Genomic DNA, 18,609 nt, shown 5'->3' with positions numbered 1-18,609 from the left:
TCAAAATGCTTTTGATAATGGAAAAGTAAATAATCAAAAAGTTAAAGAAGCTTTTGAAAAATTTTATATGTTTTTTTCTAAAAGTGAAGATTTTAAAAGTATAAGTGAAGATTTTTCAAGAGTTTCTAAATTATATGATAAAGCTGATGAAAAAAAAGAGACTATAAAAAATACAGTTAATAAAAAAATTGAAGATTTAACAAGAAGAATTGGACAAATAGAGAGTGGTGAAGGTTCTAATTTAATCAGACATCATATATATTATGGGGTGGGACTTGGTTCTAAATTTAGTTATATGAATTTTGAAGCTTTATTAAAGGGTAGAATAGGAGCAAGTACTTATTTAACTAAAATAGATGATAATGTAAATATAGAAAATAAAGTTTATGCTTCTTTGGATAGCGGTGTAAGATATAACTGGAGAATAAATAAATTTAATATAATTCCTGAACTTGGAGTTAAATATACTTGGTCTGAATATGGGCAAAAAGGATTTATTCCTTATGGTTCATTTGGATTTAATTACATGTTTTAATAAGTTTGATTTTATATGAATTGGTCTAAATTTTGCTATGTCAATTAAAAATGAAAATGTCTCAAAGAATATATAATATATAGACCTAAATTAGAGGGGGATTATCCCCTCTTTTTAAATTAGGTCTTTCCCAATTTTAATCATATATTTTCTAAAGGATTCAAGTTTCCACGGATGAGTTAGAGGAGGAATATATTTTTTCCTCTCTTTTTTAGCTTTAATAATATCATTTTCTTGTTTAAGCTTTATTTGTTTTTTAATTATACTTTTAGTTTTTCATCTAGATTTAGCAGAACAAAGATTATTACTTTTAAGTAAATTATGAATAAAATTATTAGATACAGAAATATCATAATCTTCTTTAAGAATTTCAGTAAGATGATTTATATTTATTATTGTATTACTAATTTCTTTAGAAATAGTAGTTGAGTTTTTTTATTTCTATTACCATGAATAAAACCAGTTTTCCCCTCATTTTAAATTCAAAATCAAAGAAGTTCTATTCTTGTTAATTTTACCTAAAACTAAATCATTAATCATATTATATTTATTTAATTCATTCTAAAAAAAATCCTTTTCATAATTACCTCATTTCTAAACTAAAGATAATTACATAATAATCAATTATATTTATATTTTTAATTTGAGACATTTTCATTTTTATTTACATTAAGACATTATCATATTTATTTAATAAAATAATCTACTTCTTAATATATTTCTATTGCTCAAAACTAAAATATATCATATAATAAAAGTAAATATGTTTTAAGAGGTAATTATGTTAGAAAAAGAAGACTTAATTTTAGTTAAAAAAGCTAAAAAAGTTAAAGCTCAAATTGATAAGAATGAAAAATATTTGAAATTATTAGAATATTGTAAGAAAAATTTAGATATATTAAACCCTATAATTCTTGATGTAGAAACTACAGGAGTTAGGAGAACAGATGAAATTATACAAGTTAGTATAATAGATTTAAACGGTAAGGTACTATTTGATAGATATATTAAACCTAGACATGTAGAAGAATGGGAAAAGGCTTATCAAATACATGGTATAGATAAGGAAATGCTTGAGAATAAAAAAAATATAACACATTATAGAAGAGAGATAGAAAAAATTCTGAAAAAACATAAATTAATAATAGGATATCAGGTTCAAACTGATATGATATTTTTAGAAAGAGCACAGATAGAAACAAGATATAATGTTGTGTTAGATATTGCATATCCTTTTACTCAGATTTTACTTAATGATGGAGTTATAGAAAATACACAAACACCAAGTCTTAAAAATTTATCTAGTATGTATGGATATGAATTTGATGCACATAATTCATTAGAAGATTGTGTAGCTACATTATATTGTTTTAATAAATTATTAGAAATTGAAGACGATAAGATTAAGTATAGATATGATAAAGATATTATAGAAAATATTTCAAAAAAAATTAATGAAAATAAGAAATTAGATAAACTTACCAAACTTTCAAGAAAATTTGTTGATATATATGAAGAATATTCAAATAAAATAATACTTGATCTTGAAACTACAGGTATAAGGGAAGATGATGAAATAATACAGATTAGTATAATAGATTTAGAAGGGAAAACTTTATTTAACGAATACATTAAACCTCAAGTTGTAGAAGAGTGGGATGATGCATATAAAATACATAAAATATCTAAAGAAATGTTAGAAGATAAGAAAAATATAGAAGAGTATAGACAAAAAATACAAAAAATCTTAAATAACACAACATATATTATAGGTTATGGTATAGATTTTGACTATAAGCTACTTAAAAGACAAGGGTTTAATGTAGATCATATTAAAAAAGTTGATATATCAGAATATTTTAAATATCTATACAGAAAAATACTAAAAGATGTTAAAGCTAAAAGACCTAAACTTATAGAATGTGCTAGTTTTTATGGATTTAAAGGAGATAATTACCATGATAGCCTAACAGATTGTATGGCGACACTTTATTCATATAAAGCTATGTATAAAGATTTGTTAAAGGAAACGGGAGTTAAAAATGAAGGTAAAAATAGTAAAGAAAAATAACATAAAAGATATAGAATGGATAATAGAATATTTAAAAGATAATAATGTTGAAATATCTGATGATATTAATAATGTAGATATTTTACTTAGTCTTGGTGGAGATGGGACTATTCTTTCTTTGGTAGACTTATTATGTAAAAAAAATGTTCCTGTATTTTCAGTAAATTATGGTAATGTAGGATATATGACTAAGGTATCTAAGGATAACTTTAAAGATAATTTTGATAGATTTTTAAAAGGCGAATATAGATTAGAACATAGAGATTTTTTAGAAATAGAATTTAAAAATAAAAAATACTATGCTCTAAATGAATTAAGTATATTAAAAAATACTATAAATTCTAAACTTATTAAAATAAATGCTTATCAAGAAGATAAATTGATAAATGTATATAGAGGAGATGGAGTTATAGTATCTACTCCAACAGGATCTACAGCATATTCTTTATCTGCTAATGGTCCTATAATACATCCTGAATTAAAAGCTATATGTATAACTCCTCTTGCACCTCAAACATTAAGTGCAAGATCAATAATATTACAATCAGATAAGTATCTATATTTCTCAGTAGAAGATGAAAGTGTAGGTATAAATGTTGATGGAAGATTACATTTAGAATTAAAAAAAGGAGAATTTGTAAAAGCTAAATTAAGTAATTTTGGTATAGATTTAATATGTATTGAAGATACTAATTATTTTGATGTTTTAAAAGAAAAATTACATTGGTCATAAAATAGAAAAGGAAAAATATGGAAGAGAAGATAAAAGAGATCAAGGAAGAACAACCATATGAATTACCAGAAAACTGGGAATAGGTAAGGCTTGGAAGTATATTTAATATATAAAGAGGAGGATCACCTAGACCAATAAATGAATTTTTAACTGATTGTGAAGATGGAATTAATTGTATAAAAATAGGAGATACATCAGAAAAAAGTAAATATATAAATGGAAGTAAAGAAAAAATAATAAAATAAGGTGTTAATAAAAGTAGATATGTAAAAAAAGGAGAATTATTATTAACAAATTCTATGAGTTATGGAAGACCATATATATTAAATTGTAATGGTTGTATACATGATGGTTGGTTACTACTAAGACTGGATAGTAATTTAAATATATAATTATTTTATTATCTTTTAACAACTCCATATATTAAAAATGTTTTTGATTCAGAAGCTAAAGGCTCAACTGTTAGAAATTTAAATAAAGATATAGTCAAAGAAGTATATATTCCCCTACCCCCAATAGAAGAACAAAAAGAGATAGTACGTATATTAGAATCAGTACTTGATAGAGAAAATAGGGTATCTGAGTTATTAAGTTTAATGGAATCTATATATTTAATTGAAAAAAGTATACTTGATAAGGCTTTTAGAGGGAAGATATAATAGTTAAATATGTATAAAAGTTGATATTGAATAAACATTTAAATAATGATATAATATTTTTGGTGAAACCATATATATTATGGGAAGCTCTTGTATATGCAAGAGTTTTTATATTATTTAAATTATCTCTAAATATAGGGGGAATTATGTTAAGAGAACTAAAAATAGAAAATTTAGCTATAATAGATGAATTAAATTTAGAGTTAAATAATGGACTTACAGTTTTAACAGGAGAAACAGGTGCTGGTAAATCTATAATACTTGATGGTATAACTATGATTATAGGTGAAAAAGCATCTAAAGATTTAATAGGTAATGCTTCAGATAAACTAAATGTTGAAGCTGTTTTTGAGCTAAATAGTGAACAAATTAAAAAATTCAATGAACTAGAATATGAATTTGAAAATGAATTAATAATAAGTAGAGAGTATAATTATGAAAGCAATAAAGTTAGGGTAGACGGTAAAAGGTTTAATTTAACTGGTCTTAAAGAAATAAGCTCTAATATTTTAGATATAGTAGGACAACATGATCATCAATATTTACTTAATTCAAATTATCATTTATCTTTACTTGATAAATTCATTGAAAAAGAAACTACAGAGATTAAAGATAAACTTAAGTCTACTATATCAAAAATAAATAAGTTGAGTTCTGAAATTTCTGAAATAGAAAAAGAAAAGATAGATGTTAAAGAAAAAAAAGATCTATATGAATTTACTGTAAATGAAATAGATTCAGCTAAGTTGATTATAGGTGAAGAAGAGGAATTGGAATCAGAATACAAGTTATTGTTTAACATAGGAAGTATAACAGAAAGATTAGAAAATATTGTAAATATTTTAGATGATACAAGTATTTCTAAGGTTAAGCGTGAATTTGATAAACTGGCTCAATTTTCAGATGAATTTAGTGAACTTGATTCAAGATTTAGCAATGTTTATGAAGAATTAAACGATATTTCTAGTGAAATAGGTTCTAAATTATCTGAATTAGAACAAGATCCATATAGATTAGAAGAAATTAATAGTAGATTAAATGTTATTAAAAAGTTAAAGTATAAATATGGTAAAAATATAAAAGGGATATTAGAATATTCAGATGAAATAAAAGCAAAACTAGAAAAACTTGAATTTTCTAGTGATGTTTTAGAAAAAAAAGAAAAAGAAAAAGTACATTTTTATGAAGAATATATTAGTTTATGTGATAAGTTATCAGAAATTAGAAAGAATAAGTCAATAACTTTAAAAGAAAATGTAAAAAAAGAACTTTTAGATTTAAATATGTCTAATGTTGAGTTTGATATAGAATTTAAAAAACATGATAAATTAAGTTATAATGGTTCAGATTTAGTTAAATTTATGATTTCAACTAATAAAGGTGAAGAATTAAAAGATTTATCTAAAATTGCATCAGGTGGAGAAATTTCAAGAATAATGCTTGCCTTAAAAATAGTTTTTTCTAAGGTTGATAATATATCTTGTTTAATATTTGATGAAATAGATACGGGTATTTCTGGTGAAACTGTGGTTAAAATAGCAAATAAGTTAAAAGAACTTTCTAGAAGTGTACAGGTTATTTGTGTGACACATTCACCACAAATTGCAGCTAAAGCTGATACTCAGTATTTGATATATAAAGAAATAGAAAATGATAGTACACATACTAAGGTTAAGTTATTAGATAATGAAGCTAGAGTTAAAGAAATAGCAAGAATATTATCAGGAGATAAGGTAACTAATGCAAGTATAGAAATAGCTAAGGAAATGATGAGGTAAATATGGTTTATGTAGAAAATTTCCTTGATTATTTAAGATTTGAAAAAGGTAATTCTGAAAAAACTATAGAAAGCTATAGAAATGATTTAACTAAATTTTTTGCTTATGTAGGCAAGGAAATTGATGAAGTTGAAACAGAAGATATATATAGATATATAGAAAAATTAAAAGAAAAGTATGTGTATAATACGGTTATTAGAAAAGTAACTAGTATAAAAGGTTTTTTTAAATTTTGTTATATGGAAAAGATTATAAAAAAAGATCCTGGTAATAAGATAATAAATTTAAAAAAAGAAAAAAGACTTCCAGAAATACTTAGTATAGAAGATATAAAAAAAATAATAGAAAGTTTTAACCATACACCAAATCAAAGAAGAGATCAATTAATAGTAAAATTATTAATTGCAACAGGGGCTAGAATTTCTGAAATATTAAACTTAGAAATTAAAGATGTAACTAATTCTGATTTTGAGTTTATAAAAGTATTTGGTAAAGGTAGTAAATATAGGTATATACCTATATATTCTAGTATAGAAAATGAAATAAAAGAATATATAGAAAAAGTAAGACCTAAATTAAAAAATGCAGAAGAAAATTTTTTGTTATTTCCGGGTATAAGAAGAGAAAATTTTTGGAAAACATTAAAAATACATGCTAAAAATGTAGGAATTGAAAAAAATATTCATCCTCATTTATTCAGACATTCAACAGCAACAATGTTGCTTGAAAATGGTGCTGATATTAGAATGGTTCAAGAATTACTAGGTCATGCTAGTATAAAAACGACGGAGATATATACACATGTAGAAAAATCTACATTAAAGAAAATATATCAAAGTATTAAGATTGGAGATGACGAATGAATTTAGATTTTTTAGAAAAGTATTCAATTCAAATAAATAGTTTGATATTACTATTCTTAGTTTCATTCATTTATCGTTTTTTTACAGCAAATAATATATATGTGTTAGGTATTACAGTAGGTATATATTTATATGCTTTTTATTCTCAAATTAACTTAGTTTCAAAAGGTTTTTTTATAAAAATTGCACTTTATTGCTATATAATAGCTGACCTTATAGCTATATTTTTAGGAAGATTTAATATGAAATATATATTATTTACAGTAATAGTATTTGCTTTTCTATATATTTTAACAAATATAACTGAAGGTAAGGTTGCAGTGAAGAAACTTAGTATATTTTTAATAGCTTATACTATAATAAAATTATTGTATATACTATTTCTTCTATATTAGAATTGATTAAGGTGAAAAAAATGATGTTAGAAAATGATTTGATGAAAGAAATAGAAAAATCAAAAGATAGAATAATAGATGCTAGAGTTGAAAAAAATCGTTATTTAGGTGAATATAGAGAAAGAGTTATAGTTGCACTTACTAAAGAAGAAATGTCTGAAAAATATATTTATCCTGAAGTTAAAAAGGCTCTTATGAAAAAAGCAGCAAAAAAAATGATAATTTCTAGAGATGTAGATTTAATAAATATTAAGAAATATATAAGGATAGCACAAGTTATGCATATTCCTTGTAAAATGGTAGATGGATTAAGCTATATAGGGGATATAGGACTTGTGGTAGTTTCAAATGATGCTTTAAAGAAAATACCTGAAAACCCAGTACCTAAAACTTTTAAAGAAAGAATACAAGATGCTGGACTTGATGAAATATATTATAAATCTCTAGGTAAAAAAATAAGTTTAAAATACTATAATATAGTTGTTAGTAAATTACCTGAATTAGCTTTTTACTATAAGCCTTTAGGTTTATTAGATAGATTTTGTGGGACTAAATGTCCTATAGCTGAAAAATTAGAAAATTAGTGGAGGAAATAACGTGGTAGATGGATTTAAAATAGAAGGTGGACACCCTCTAAATGGAGTAATAGAAGTTAGTGGAGCAAAAAATGCAGCTCTTCCTATAGTTATTGCAACTCTTGTTGAAAAAGGAGAATATGTTTTACATAATGTTCCTGATTTAAAAGATATTAGAGTTCTATTTCATCTTTTAGAAGATTTTGGTATGAAAGTTGAAAAAATAGGTGATAATAGTTATAGAATAATTAATGATGGATTTAAAAGAAACGAAGCAAGTTATGAAATAGTTAAACAAATGAGAGCTTCATTTTTAGTTATGGGTCCAATGATAGCTAATCTTAAAGAATCAGTAGTTTCTCTTCCTGGAGGATGTGCTATAGGTTCAAGACCAGTTGATATACATTTAAAAGGGTTTGAAGCATTAGGTGCTGAAATTACTCAGATTAGAGGATATGTTCATGTTGTTTCTGAAAATTTAAAGGGTGCTGATATAGCTATGAGTTTCCCATCAGTTGGAGCTACTCAAAATTTATTAATGGCTGCTGTTAAAATACATGGAACAACTAGAATAATAAATGCAGCAAAAGAACCAGAAGTTGTAGATTTGGGTAGATTTTTAATTAAAATGGGTGCAAAAATTGAAGGATTAGGGACAAATACTATAACTATAGAAGGTGTAGAAAAATTAAATGCAACAGAATATTCTATAATGCCTGATAGAATAGAAGCTGGAACTTATGTAATAGCATCTATTTTAACAGAAGGAGATTTAAAGATTAAAAATGCTAATATTGAAGAATTAGGTGTGTTTAAAAATAATCTTGAATCTATGGGAGTAGAATTTGAAAGAGAAGGAGATATATTAATAGTTAAAGCTGATAAGGATAAATTAAAACCAGCTAAAATTGTTACTATGCCTCATCCAGGTTTCCCAACAGATATGCAAGCACAAATGATGTTATTATTAGCAATGATTAAAGGTCATAGTGAAGTTGAAGAAACTGTATTTGAAAATAGATTTATGCATGTACCTGAATTTAATAGAATGGGAACTAATATATCTATAAGACATGGAATAGCTAATATTGAAGGTGTAGATAAGATATATGGTACTAATGTAATGGCATCAGATTTAAGAGCCGGAGCAGCACTTGTTGTTGCAGGTTTAATTGCAGATGGAGAAACAACTTTAAGTAGAATATATCATATAGATAGAGGATATGATAAATTAGAAGAAAAATTAAAAAAAGTTGGGGCTAGAATTGAAAGAATTAAATTGAATGTTTAAAAGATATTTTGAAGGTTGATATTATAAATATTGACTTTTTAAAGAATAAGAATATATATTACAGAAATTGTGGTATATATTCTTTTTTATTACTCTATTTTTCTTGATTTTCTTTGAAATTTAGCTCTAAATATGTTAAAATGATAAGAAGAATGTATTGGAGGATATATCGTGGAAAAAAAGATATTTGAAAGTGTATCTGTTGAGTTAAATGTTAGAGTTGAACAGGTAGAAAACACAGTAAAACTATATGATGAAGGATCAACTATTCCTTTCATTTCAAGATATAGAAAAGAAGTTACAGGAAATCTTGATGAAGAACAAATTAGAGATATTATAGATAAAGTAACATATTTTAGAAATTTAGAAAAGAGAAAAGAAGAAGTAATTAGATTAATAGAAGAACAAGGAGCATTAACTCCAGAACTTGAAAAAGATATTAAAGAAGCTATGGTTCTTCAAAGAGTTGAAGATCTATATATGCCATATAAGAAAAAGAAAAAAACTAAGGCCGATATAGCTATAGAAAATGGTTTAGAACCATTATCTGAATTTATTAAAAATTCAAATACAACTATGGATATGTTTAAAGAAGAAGCTTCTAAATATATAACAGAAAATGTGGTTGATATTGACGCAGCTTGTGAAGGCGCGCATTTAATATTGGCTCAAAAATTATCTGAGAGATTAGAAAATAGAGAATATTTAAGAAAAGTATTATCAGAAAAATCTATGGTAGTTTCTAAGGTTATAGAAAAAAATCAGGAATTAGATACAAAACAAGTGTATAAAGATTATTATGATTTCTCTGAAGAATATAACAAAATACTTTCACACAGAGTTCTTGCTATAAACAGAGGAGAAAATGAAAAAATACTAAAAGTTACATTAGAAATAGATGATAAAACACGTGAAAATATTGTCACTCATTTATTCAATGATAATTTTGAAAATTCTAATTTAAAAGATTTCTTAATTAATGTAATAAATGATTCGTTAGATAGATTAATTTATCCATCTATTGAAAATGAATTAAGAAATGTTTTAACTGAAAAATCAGAAGGTGAAGCTATAGATAATTTTGCTAAGAATTTAGAAGATTTATTACTTCAACCACCTTTATACAAAAAAACTATACTAGGACTAGATCCTGGTTATAGAACTGGGGCAAAACTTGCTATTATTGATAGCGAAGGCTTCTTTAGAGAAAATGATGTAGTTTATCTTGTTAAAGAAATGCATACAGAAAAGCAACTTGCAACTGCGCGTGAAAAAATACTTAAATATATTAAAAAATATGATGTAGATATAGTAGCTATAGGGAATGGAACTGCATCCCGTGAAACAGCAAGCTTTGTAACAGAAGTTTTAAAGGAATATAAGGATAAAAAAATAGGATATATTATAGTTAATGAAGCTGGAGCTTCAGTTTATTCAGCTTCTAAAGTTGCAGCTGAAGAATTCCCTGATTTAGATGTTACAGTTCGTGGAACTATATCTATTTCAAGAAGAATACAAGATCCATTAGCAGAACTTGTTAAAATAGATCCTAAATCTATAGGTGTTGGTATGTATCAACATGATGTAAATCAGAAAAAATTAAATGAAGAATTAGAACAAACTATAGAAAAAATAGTTAATAGAGTTGGAGTTAATGTTAATACAGCGAGTGCTCAACTTTTAGGATACGTATCAGGTATTAAAAAGAATATTGCTAAAAATATTGTTGAGTATAGACGTGAAAATGGAGACTTTAAAAATAGAAAAGAAATATTAAAAGTTAAAGGATTAGGATCTAAGGCATTTGAACAATTAGCAGGTTTCGTTGTTATACCTGATAGTGATAATCCACTTGATAATACTATAATCCATCCAGAATCATATAAAATAGCTGAAATGATATTAGAAAAATCTAATTCAAATGTAAATGAATTAAAAGAAAATATTGTTGAAGTTAGAGAAAAATTAAAAGGTGTAAACTTAGATGAAATTATTAAAGAAAATGGATTAGATAAAACTACTAAAGATGTATATGAAGCATTAATTAAGGATAGACGTGATCCACGTGATGATTATGACATGCCTATTCTTAGAGAAGATGTTTTAAGTATAGAAGATTTAAAAGTTGGAATGGAACTTGAAGGAACTGTAAGAAATGTAACTAAATTTGGAGTATTTGTTGATATAGGTTTAAAAAATGATGCTATGATACATTTATCTCAAATATCTGATGAATTTGTAGCAGATCCTACTAAGGTATTATCTATAGGGCAAATAATTAAGGTAAGAGTTTTAGATATAGATATAGCTAGACAAAGAGTAGCTCTTACAAGAAAAAATCCTGATTATGTAAAACCTAAGAAAAATAATAAAAAGAAATTTGATATTAAAAAGAAAAAAGAAGATGAAAAACAAAGAAAATTAGAGCAAAAATTAATGAATATGGGAATAAAGATAAAAAAATAGGAGGTAGATAAATTGCACAAAAAAATAGTTATACTTTTAATGCTAATAGTAGTATTTGTTGTTGGATGTGGTAATAATGAATCAAAGGATCAAAATGTTTTAAATATATATACATTTACTTCATTTATACCAGATAAGATAATAAAGGATTTTGAAGAAGAGACTAATATTAAGGTTAATTTAAGTTATTATGATAATAATGATACTATGATAGCTAAACTTTTAGCTGGGGCTAGTGATTATGATATATTATCACCATCAACAGATTATATACCTTTTATGTTAAATCATGATTTATTAGAAAAATTAGATAAGTCAAAATTAGGATCTACTTTTGATAATTTAGATGATAGATTAAAACTTTTTGAAATTTCTAAAACATATGATGAGGGATTAAACTATACTATACCTTATTCATATATGGCAACAGGTATAACTGTTAATAATAAATTTGTTAAAAATTATGAAAAAAGTGCAGATATATTTTTAGATAAAAAATACAAAGGGCGTATGGCTATGTTAGATGATGGACGTGAAGTTTTAGGACTTGCGCTTCAATATTTAGGATATGAATCTGATAGTAAAGATATAGATGAATTAAATAAAGCTAAAGAGAAAATAAATTCTTGGAAAGCAAATATAGCTAAATTTGATACTAATGCATCTGGAAAAGGAATTGCAAGTGGTGAATTTGTTGTAGTTCATGGTTATCCTGATGTGTATTATGAAGTTGAAAAAGAAGAAGAAATTAATTTTGATTATTTCATACCTAAAGGTGCTATGATGTACATAGATAGTATGGTAATTGCAAAAGCAGCACCTCACAAAGAAAATGCGTATAAATTTTTAGAATTTTTATACAGACCTGAAAATTTTGTTGAAGTTTTAAAAAGTTTAAGAAATCCTAGTGTAATAAAAGGAGTAGAAGAAATTAGTGAAGTTAAACCAATAATTTCAGTGGAAGAAATATTGAATAATTCAAAATTACCAAGAGCATTAGATGAAGAAACAAAAGAGATACAAGATAAAATTTGGAATGAAATAAAGTTAGTTAAATAATGGGAGGAAAGATGGAAGAAAATAAATTAGATTATGCGTCAACACTTAATTTACCAAAAACAAGTTTTAAGATGAAAGCAAATCTTGCTCAAAAAGAGCCGTTAACTATAAGAGAATGGACTAAAAAGAATATTTATGAAAAAAGTTTAGATTCAGATAAACCAGTATTTTTCTTACATGATGGACCGCCTTATGCAAATGGTGATCTACATATAGGGCATGCGATAAATAAGATACTTAAAGATATAATATTAAAATATAAGAGGTTACAAGGATTTAACGCTCCATATATACCAGGATGGGATACTCATGGATTACCTATAGAATGGAAAATGATACAAGATTTAGGTGAAAAAGCTAAGACTATGACACCTCTTGAACTAAGAGAAGCTTGTAGAAAATATGCTTTAAAATCTGTTGAAAATCAGAAAAAAGATTTTGTTCGTATGGGAATATTAGGAGATTGGAATAATCCATATATTACTTTAAATAAAGAATTTGAAGCTGAAGAATTAAGAGTGTTTAGAGATATTTATGAAAATGGATATGTGTATAAAGGATTAAAACCAGTTTATTGGTCACCAACTACAGAAACTGCTCTTGCTGAAGCTGAAATAGAATATAAAGATGTAGATTCTGATTCTATATATGTAAAAATGGCATTAACTGATGAAAGTAATAAAAAATTAGGACTATATAATACTTTCTTAGTTATATGGACTACTACTCCATGGACTATACCTGCAAACCTTGCTATATGTTTAAATGAAGAGTTTGTATATGGAGTATATAAAACAGAAAAAGGTAATTTAATACTTGCAAAAGAGTTAGCAGATAAAGCATTTGCTGATATGGGAGTATTTGAATACGAATTGATAAAAGAATTTATAGGTAAAGATTTAGAATACATAAAATACACACATCCTTTATACTTTAGAGAATCTATAGTAATATTAGGAGATCATGTTACTCTTGATGCAGGTACAGGATGTGTACATACTGCACCAGGACACGGAGCAGATGACTTTATAGCTGCACAGAAATATAATATAGGAATATTATCTCCAGTTGATAATAAAGGACATATGACAAGTGAAGCTCCTGGTTATGAAGGATTATTCTATAAAAAAGCTAATAAAGCAATAATGGAAGATTTAACTAATAAAGGAAACCTGCTTTCAACTAGGGTTATAAGACACTCATATCCACATGATTGGAGAAGTAAAAAACCTGTAATATTCAGAGCAACTGAACAATGGTTTATAAAAGTTGATGGTGAAGTTAGAGAAAATGCTTTAAAGAAACTACTAGATGTTGAATTTGTTCCAACTTGGGGAAGAAATAGAATAACATCTATGATGGAAAATAGACCAGATTGGACTATATCAAGACAAAGAGTTTGGGGAGTCCCTATCCCTATATTCTACAATGAAAAGACTAATGAAGTAATATATGAACATGAAATAATGGAAAGAGTTATAGATTTAGTTTCAAAAGAAGGTACTAATATATGGTGGAAATATTCTGCACGTGAAATAATAGGTGAGGAATTAATTAATAAATTCAATCTTAAAGATATAGAAATAAGAAAAGAACAAAGTATATTAGATGTATGGTTTGATTCAGGAGTTTCTCATAGATCAGTAGTCGTTGAAAGAGGATATCAAAGACCTGTTGATCTATACTTAGAAGGATCAGATCAACATAGAGGGTGGTTCCAATCATCATTACTTACATCTGTTGCTTCAACATTTGATGCACCATACAAAAAAATCTTAACTCATGGATTTGTTATGGATGGACAAGGAAGAAAAATGTCTAAGTCTATAGGAAATACTATAGGGCCTAAAGATATAATAGATGTACATGGAGCAGATATATTAAGATTATGGGCAGCTTCAGTTGATTATAGAGAAGATGTAAGACTTTCTGATAATATAATTCAACAAATGAGTGATTCATATAGAAAGATAAGAAATACTATAAGATATCTATTAGGAAATATACATGACTTTAATAGAAATTCAGATAAAGTAGAATATAAGGATATGTTAGAAATAGATAAATGGGCACTTCATAGACTTGAAAAATTAAAAGAAACTACTAAAAAACATTATGAAAACTATGAATTTTATTCATTGTTACAAGAAATCTTATACTTCTGTTCAGTAGATATGTCATCATTTTATTTAGATATAATAAAAGATAGACTATATTGCGAATATAAAACATCTGTTGAAAGAAGATCAGCTCAAACAGTACTTAGTGAAATGTTAGATGTATTAGTAAGAGTAATTTCGCCAATATTATCATTTACAGCTGAGGAAATTTGGGAAAGATTAGATTATGAAAATAAAGAAGAAAGTGTTCATTTAGCTTCTTGGATACAAGAAAAACCTGAATATGTAAATGAAGAATTAGCTTCAAAATGGTCTAAACTTTATGAATTAAGAAAAGAAGTTAATAAGAAAATAGAAAGTGAAAGACAAAATGGATTAATTGGTTTATCACTTGATGCAAGAGTATTAATAAATATATCAAATAGCAATTATGAATTTGTTAAAGGATATAGTGAATGGGATATATCAGATATATTCTTAGTATCTCAAGTAGAATTTACAGATGCTAGTGATCTTGAAGATACTGATATTGAAGGAATAAAAGTTAAAGTAGTTAAAGCTTTAGGTAAAAAATGTGAAAGATGTTGGAAATATAGCTTAGAAATTGGACAAGATTCAGAATTTCCAGATGTAACATTAAGAGATGCAAAAGTATTAAGAATGATTAAGGAGAATAATTAATGTATGCTTTATTAATAATACTATATGTATTCCTTGTATTTTTAGATCAAATAACTAAACAAATAATGTTTGTATTATCAAATGGTAATATAGGATATTTTATAGATGTTATAGGTGAATTTTTTAAATTAACATATATAGAAAATCATGGTGGAATATTTGGTTTATTTCAAGGTAATATACTTGTATTTACTGTAGTAAGTACTATTTTAATTGCTTATTTACTTTATACTGAATGGAATAATTTTTTAAAAACAAAATATATAAATAAAGTTGCTATAGTATTTATAGCAGCAGGTGCAACTGGTAATATGTTAGATAGATATTTTAGAGGGTTTGTTATAGATATGATAGACTTTAGAGGTATATGGGGATTCATATTTAATGTTGCAGATATGTGGATACATATAGGAATATATATATTAATTTATGTATCTATCAGAGAATATTTTAAGAAAAAATAAAAGGAGACCAATATGTATTTTCAAGATATAATACTAACGTTACAAAAATATTGGAGTAAACAAGGTTGTATAATAGGTAATCCTTATGATGTTGAAACAGGTGCAGGAACTTTTAATCCTGATACCTTTTTAATGTCACTTGGTCCTGAACCATGGAATATTGCTTATGTTGAACCTTCTAGAAGACCGAAAGATGGTAGATATGGTAAAAACCCTAATAGAGTTTATCAACATCATCAATTCCAGGTTATTATGAAACCATCACCAGATAACATTCAAGAACTATACTTAAAAAGTTTAGAAGCATTGGGTATAGATGTTAAAAATCATGATATAAGATTTGTTGAAGATAACTGGGAATCACCTACACTAGGTGCTTGGGGACTTGGTTGGGAAGTGTGGTTAGATGGTATGGAAATAACTCAATTTACATACTTCCAACAAGTAGGAGGAATAGAAGTTGAAATAGTTCCTTCTGAAATAACTTATGGTCTTGAAAGAATAGCACTTTATCTTCAAAATAAAGATAATGTCTATGATCTTGATTGGTCAGAGGGTGTTAAATATGGAGAAAGACGTTTCCAATATGAATATGAAATGAGTAAATATAGTTTTGAAGTAAGTGATATAGACATGAACTTTAACTTATTTGATATTTATGAAAAAGAAGCGAATAATTGTTTAAAACATAAATTAGTATTACCTGCTTATGATTATGTATTAAAATGTTCACATACTTTTAATAATCTTGATGCACGTGGGGCTATAAGTACAACAGAACGTATGTCGTATATACTTAGAGTTAGGGAACTTGCAAAAAAATGTGCTGAAATTTTTGTTGAAGCAAGAGCTAATTTAGGACATCCATTATTGAAAAAAGGAGGTAAAAACTAATGAGATTTCTTTTTGAAATAGGGGTTGAAGAACTACCTTCAAGATACGTAAAAAAATCAAGTGAGGATTTATCTAATATCTTAAGTAATGAACTTGCTAAAGAAAGAATAAAATTTGATGGATTAAAAGCATATAATTCTCCAAGAAGAATGGCAGTATATATAGAAAATTTATCTGAAATACAAGAAGATTTATATGAAAAAAAATTAGGACCTTCAATAACTGTAGCATATAAAGATGGTAAACTTACTCAAGCAGCACTTGGATTTTTAAAATCACAAGGATTATCTGAAGAAGATATTAAAATTGAAAAATCTGATAAAGGTGAATACATATATACTGAAAGATTTATAAAAGGTATAGAAACAAAAAAAGTTTTACCAAATATTTTAGATAAAGTTATTAGATCTTTTGAATTTGATAGTAATATGAAATGGGGAAATAATACATTTAGATTTGCAAGACCTATAAAATGGATACTTGCAACAGTTGATGATGAAGTTGTTGATTTTAGTTTTGAAGGAATTAAAGCATCAAATATTAGTCGTGGTATGAGAATTTATGGAAATCAGGAATTATTAATAGATGATTCAAGATCTTATGAAGAAAAATTACTTAAAGAATTTGTTGTAGTAAATCCTGAGCTTCGTAAATCTATGCTTTTAGAAAGTATAAAATCAAATTGTGAAAATGATGGTGATAATGTAGTAGTTAATAATTATCTATTAGATGAGGTATATAACTTAGTTGAATATCCTTATGCTATTAAGGGTGAATTTAATAAAGATTACCTTGAATTACCAGAAGATATTATAACTATCACTATGGAAACTCATCAAAGATATTTCCCAGTTCGTGATAGTCAAGGTAAACTTACTAATAAATTTGTATTAATAAGAAATGCACCTGAATATTCAGAACTTGTTAAAAAAGGAAATGAAAAAGTTATAGAACCTAGATTAGCAGATGCTAAATTCTTCTTTGATGAAGATTTAAAAGTTAGTCTTGATAGTAATGTTGAAAAATTAAAATTAGTAACTTTCCAAAAAGATATGGGAACTATATTTGATAAAATAGAAAGAAGTACAAAAATTGCAAAATATTTAATAGATGATTTAAGTCTTTCTAATAGTGAAAATATATTAAGAACTGTATATTTAGCAAAAGCAGATTTAGTTTCTAATGTAATTAGTGAAAAAGAATTTACTAAGTTACAAGGATTTATGGGTTCAGTTTATGCAGAAAAAGCTGGGGAAAATAAAGATGTAGCAAAAGGTATATTTGAACACTATTTACCTAGATATAACGGGGATATATTACCAAGCACAATAGAAGGAACTATAGCATCTATAGCAGATAAAATAGATACTTTAGTTGGATGTTTTAGTGTTGGTTTAATACCTACAAGTTCTAAAGATCCTTATGCATTAAGACGTGCTACTCAAGGTATAATACTTACAGCTATAAATTCTAAATTAAATATAGATTATGTTGAATTAATTAACAAAACATTTGAAATATTTAGTGAAGATAAAAAAGTTTTAAATGATAAAGCATTAGAAAATATTAAAGATTTCTTTAGACAAAGAATAGAAGCTATACTTGCTAATACTTATTCTAAGAGTATAATTTCTTACCAAATAAATAAAGAAACAAGAATTATGGATTTAGTTAAAAGAGTTGAAAAATTACAACACTTATCACTTAAACCTGAATTTGAATTATTGATTAATCTTGTTAAAAGACTTAAAAATATTTCAAAAGGTGATAATAAGGAAGTAGATACAAACTTATTTGAAACAGAAGAAGAAAAAGAACTATATAGTTTAAGTGAAAAATTAAGTTCTAATTTTGAAGATATTGATTTATTAATAGAACATAATGATATAATAAATAATTTCTTTGAAAAAGTAATAATTAATGTAAGTGATGAAAAAATAAAAAATAATAGACTTGCATTAGTAGATAAAATAGTAAGTAAATTAAATGATTTAATAGAAGTATAATATCGAAAGGAGGAGAAGA

Annotated in this window: 14 protein-coding genes and 1 pseudogene; all 15 read left to right on the top strand. The window is 25.7% G+C overall.

The genetic code is table 11. From position 1 onward, the window contains the following. A partial coding sequence (locus tag AYC59_RS07905; protein ID WP_169792214.1) for a hypothetical protein occupies positions 1–535 on the top strand: 535 nt, incomplete at its 5' end. A gap of 781 nt (positions 536–1,316) precedes the next feature. Further along, positions 1,317–2,606: an exonuclease domain-containing protein gene (locus AYC59_RS01785; protein ID WP_066894589.1), complete on the top strand. Its 1,290-nt coding sequence runs from the start codon at positions 1,317–1,319 to the stop codon at positions 2,604–2,606. Then, positions 2,578–3,339, top strand: coding sequence for an NAD(+)/NADH kinase (locus AYC59_RS01780; RefSeq protein ID WP_066894587.1), 762 nt, complete (start codon positions 2,578–2,580; stop codon positions 3,337–3,339). Before AYC59_RS01785 ends, AYC59_RS01780 begins: the two co-directional genes overlap by 29 nt. A gap of 407 nt (positions 3,340–3,746) precedes the next feature. Beyond that, positions 3,747–3,998 (top strand): annotated as a pseudogene (locus AYC59_RS08260) (restriction endonuclease subunit S); the annotation flags it as partial. A gap of 146 nt (positions 3,999–4,144) precedes the next feature. After that, the gene (gene recN, locus AYC59_RS01775) at positions 4,145–5,776 is read left to right on the top strand and encodes a DNA repair protein RecN (protein ID WP_066894595.1); all 1,632 of its coding nucleotides are present in this window, start codon (positions 4,145–4,147) and stop codon (positions 5,774–5,776) included. 2 nt (positions 5,777–5,778) lie between these two features. Continuing rightward, positions 5,779–6,639, top strand: a complete 861-nt coding sequence (gene xerA, locus AYC59_RS01770; protein WP_066894585.1) for a site-specific tyrosine recombinase/integron integrase — start codon at positions 5,779–5,781, stop codon at positions 6,637–6,639. Then, positions 6,636–7,034, top strand: coding sequence for a hypothetical protein (locus tag AYC59_RS01765; RefSeq protein WP_066894583.1), 399 nt, complete (start codon positions 6,636–6,638; stop codon positions 7,032–7,034). Before xerA ends, AYC59_RS01765 begins: the two co-directional genes overlap by 4 nt. 20 nt (positions 7,035–7,054) lie before the next feature. Next, positions 7,055–7,618, top strand: a complete 564-nt coding sequence (locus AYC59_RS01760) for a DUF1694 domain-containing protein (RefSeq protein ID WP_066894581.1) — start codon at positions 7,055–7,057, stop codon at positions 7,616–7,618. 13 nt (positions 7,619–7,631) lie between these two features. Beyond that, positions 7,632–8,900, top strand: a complete 1,269-nt coding sequence (murA, locus tag AYC59_RS01755) for a UDP-N-acetylglucosamine 1-carboxyvinyltransferase (protein WP_066894579.1) — start codon at positions 7,632–7,634, stop codon at positions 8,898–8,900. A gap of 171 nt (positions 8,901–9,071) precedes the next feature. After that, positions 9,072–11,366 (top strand): Tex family protein, encoded by a 2,295-nt coding sequence (locus AYC59_RS01750; RefSeq protein ID WP_066894577.1) that lies wholly within the window; start codon positions 9,072–9,074, stop codon positions 11,364–11,366. Positions 11,367–11,378: 12 nt separating this feature from the next. Continuing rightward, positions 11,379–12,425, top strand: coding sequence for an extracellular solute-binding protein (locus AYC59_RS01745; RefSeq protein WP_245620608.1), 1,047 nt, complete (start codon positions 11,379–11,381; stop codon positions 12,423–12,425). An 11-nt stretch (positions 12,426–12,436) separates the two neighbouring features. After that, positions 12,437–15,226 carry an isoleucine--tRNA ligase gene (gene ileS / locus AYC59_RS01740; protein ID WP_066894575.1) on the top strand — a complete coding sequence of 930 codons (2,790 nt, stop codon included), beginning with the start codon at positions 12,437–12,439 and terminating at the stop codon, positions 15,224–15,226. Then, positions 15,226–15,690: a signal peptidase II gene (locus AYC59_RS01735; protein WP_066894573.1), complete on the top strand. Its 465-nt coding sequence runs from the start codon at positions 15,226–15,228 to the stop codon at positions 15,688–15,690. The genes ileS and AYC59_RS01735 overlap by 1 nt, the downstream gene beginning before the upstream one ends. 12 nt (positions 15,691–15,702) lie before the next feature. Continuing rightward, positions 15,703–16,584 (top strand): glycine--tRNA ligase subunit alpha, encoded by an 882-nt coding sequence (glyQ, locus tag AYC59_RS01730; protein ID WP_066894571.1) that lies wholly within the window; start codon positions 15,703–15,705, stop codon positions 16,582–16,584. Beyond that, positions 16,584–18,590: a glycine--tRNA ligase subunit beta gene (glyS, locus tag AYC59_RS01725; protein WP_066894569.1), complete on the top strand. Its 2,007-nt coding sequence runs from the start codon at positions 16,584–16,586 to the stop codon at positions 18,588–18,590. The genes glyQ and glyS overlap by 1 nt, the downstream gene beginning before the upstream one ends. The last annotated feature ends 19 nt before the right edge of the window (positions 18,591–18,609 follow it).

It is taken from the genome of Pseudostreptobacillus hongkongensis (assembly GCF_001559795.1).
Classification (GTDB): Bacteria; Fusobacteriota; Fusobacteriia; order Fusobacteriales; family Leptotrichiaceae; genus Pseudostreptobacillus; species Pseudostreptobacillus hongkongensis.
Note: the sequence above shows the minus strand (reverse complement) of the source record. Positions and strands in the feature narration are given on the sequence as shown.